We start from the raw sequence: 2,801 nt of genomic DNA, 5'->3' as shown, positions 1-2,801 counted from the left end.
ACATAGGTCCACGCCAGCGCCAGCGCGCGCGGCACGGTGGTTCCGTCGGCCAGCTTCAGCGTCGGCAGCTGGCGATAGAAGCGGCGCGGCAGGTCGCGCTTGACCTGGAAGATGGTCTCCTCGACCAGGTAGTTGTTGTCGAGCAGCCATTGCGCCGCCGGGGTGATGGTTTCGCCCTTGGCCTGCGCGGCATTGGTCGAGCGGTAGACTTCGAGGATTCGCTTGGCGCTGTCGCGGATGCGGGCCTGGAACTCGAACGGCGCCAGACCAAACAGATCCTTGACGTCCCCTTTGGCAAGGCCGGCACCCAACTCGCGTAGCCGGTCTTCCGGCATGAAATTGGAACGTATCGGCGCTTCGGTGATGACCGGGAAGCTGGCGCTCGTGAGTTCGATCTTGGCGGGATTCGTCTGTATGTTCATTTATATTTCCGTATGGCGGGCACGGTGCGGCGTCCCCGCCACGGCAATGGCCCTAAAACCTGCTCAAATGCAATTGGTTGCATGTCAACTTAGGCCGAAAGTTCGTTCTCCGCACCACGACAGGGCGTCATCTCTCAGCAGCTCGATGGACGAGCGCCCCACGCTCCCCGTCCCATATCTGATCGATGGAAGGAATCCGGCTTTTTCGTGATGCGGGCAAGAGCTTACGCCAATTTTCGCCGGCGCCGCGATCATGTTTGGCAACAGGCGTTAATGGTTGCTGCCAGCCCGATCGATGCGGATCACGAACAGGATCGTGCCGGCGGCCGGCTCCAGGCGCTGTCTCGGGGTGCCCAGATCCAGCACCAGCGCATCGAGCGGGCCGAGGCGCTCGGGCGCGTCGCCGGCAAGCACGATCTCGCCATCGAGAGGCAGGACAAGGGTCGTGTCCGCCCTGGCCTCGATTTCCAGAGGCGCCGCGACCGTCAGGCGCTCGACGGTGTGCGTCATGCGGCCGCGCCGGGTCATGACATTGAGGTCGGTGATCGGGCCGGAGATCAGCGCGGCCGCGGTCGGCACATCGGCTGCAAAGGAAAAAGGGGCGGAGGCCGCGGTCAGTTCGGCCGGCGCGCGGCCGGCGACGTCGAGTACGATCCCCTGCCCTGCCAGCACGCAAAGCGTGCGGTCGATGCCGGCGAAGCTGGAGAACGGGCCGCCGGCCTCGACGCGCGCCATCGAGATGCGCCAGTCGAAATTGTCGAACCCGGCGCCGCCGGGCGAAACAGTGATTTCGGTCGTCGTGCCGCCGCCGTTCTTCCACGGCATGACGCGGTAGCCGGCGGCACGAAGGATGCGCATCGGCTCAGCCCAGGATGCCCGGCAGGTTGAGCTGGTGCTCTTTGGCGCATTCGATGGCGATATCGTAGCCGGCGTCGGCGTGGCGCATGACGCCGGTCGCCGGGTCGTTCCACAGAACGCGCTCAAGGCGCTTGGCGGCCGCCGGCGTGCCGTCGGCGACGATGACCATGCCGGAATGCTGCGAGAAGCCCATGCCGACGCCGCCGCCATGGTGCAGCGACACCCAGGTGGCGCCCGACGCGGTGTTGAGCAGCGCGTTGAGCAGCGGCCAGTCGGAAACGGCGTCGGAGCCGTCCTTCATCGCTTCGGTCTCGCGGTTGGGCGACGCGACCGAACCGGAATCGAGGTGATCGCGGCCGATGACAACCGGCGCCTTGAGCTCGCCCCTGGCCACCATCTCGTTGAAGGCGAGGCCCAGCCTGTGGCGGTCGCCGAGCCCCACCCAGCAGATGCGCGCCGGCAGGCCCTGGAACGAGATGCGCTCGCGCGCCATGTCCAGCCAGTTGTGCAGATGGGTGTTGCCGGGGGTCAGCTCGCGCACCTTGGCGTCGGTCTTGTAGATATCCTCGGGATCGCCCGAAAGCGCTGCCCAGCGGAACGGGCCGATGCCGCGGCAGAACAGCGGCCGGATGTAGGCCGGCACGAAGCCAGGGAAAGCGAAGGCGTTCTCGAAGCCCTCTTCCTTGGCGACCTGGCGGATGTTGTTGCCGTAGTCCAGCGTCGGCACACCGGCGTTCCAAAACGCGACCATCGCCTCGACATGCTCGCGCATCGACGCGCGCGCCGCCTTCTCGACCGCCTTCGGGTCCGAGACGCGCTTCTCGCGCCACTCGGCCATCGTCCAGCCCTTGGGCAGATAGCCGTTGATTGGGTCATGCGCCGAAGTCTGGTCGGTGAGGATGTCGGGGCGAATGCCGCGCTTGAACATTTCCGGTACGATCTCGGCAGCGTTGCCGAGCAGGCCGACCGACTTCGCCTCGCCGGCCTTGGTCCAGCGCTCGATCATTTCCATTGCTTCATCGAGCGTCTCGGCCTTCTCGTCGACATAGCGGGTGCGTAGGCGAAAATCGATCGAGTCCGGATTGCATTCGATGGCCAGGCACGAGGCGCCGGCCATGACGGCGGCCAGCGGTTGCGCCCCGCCCATGCCGCCGAGGCCGGCGGTCAGGATCCACTTGCCCTTGAGGTTGCCGCCATAGTGCTGGCGGCCGGCCTCGACGAAGGTCTCGTAGGTGCCCTGGACGATGCCTTGCGTGCCGATATAGATCCAGGAGCCGGCCGTCATCTGGCCGTACATCATCAGGCCCTTCTTATCGAGCTCATTGAATTTCTCCCAGTTCGCCCAATGCGGCACGATGTTGGAGTTGGCGATCAGCACGCGCGGCGCATCGGCATGCGTGCGGAAGACGCCGACCGGCTTGCCGGACTGCACCAGCAGCGTCTCGTCATCGGCGAGCGTCTTCAGCGAGGCGACGATGCGGTCGAAATCGTTCCAGGTGCGCGCTGCGCGGCCGATACCGC

The 2,801-nt window shown here is 65.9% G+C and carries 3 protein-coding genes; all 3 read right to left on the bottom strand.

Features of this window, described 5'->3' with window-relative positions:
• Nucleotides 1-422: hypothetical protein (locus tag EN745_RS33145; protein WP_145992282.1), on the bottom strand; the 422-nt coding region annotated here is incomplete at its 3' end.
• 270 nt (nt 423-692) lie between these two features.
• Nucleotides 693-1,280 (bottom strand): HutD family protein, encoded by a 588-nt coding sequence (locus tag EN745_RS33140; RefSeq protein WP_126055032.1) that lies wholly within the window; start codon nt 1,278-1,280, stop codon nt 693-695.
• Between the two features lie 4 nt (nt 1,281-1,284).
• Nucleotides 1,285-2,801, bottom strand: a 1,517-nt coding sequence (hutU, locus tag EN745_RS33135) for a urocanate hydratase (RefSeq protein ID WP_127423192.1), incomplete at its 5' end; no start/stop codon positions are given.

This window comes from Mesorhizobium sp. M4A.F.Ca.ET.022.05.2.1 (assembly GCF_003998845.1).
Classification (GTDB): Bacteria; Pseudomonadota; Alphaproteobacteria; order Rhizobiales; family Rhizobiaceae; genus Mesorhizobium.
This window is presented reverse-complemented; position numbering and strand designations above follow the sequence as displayed.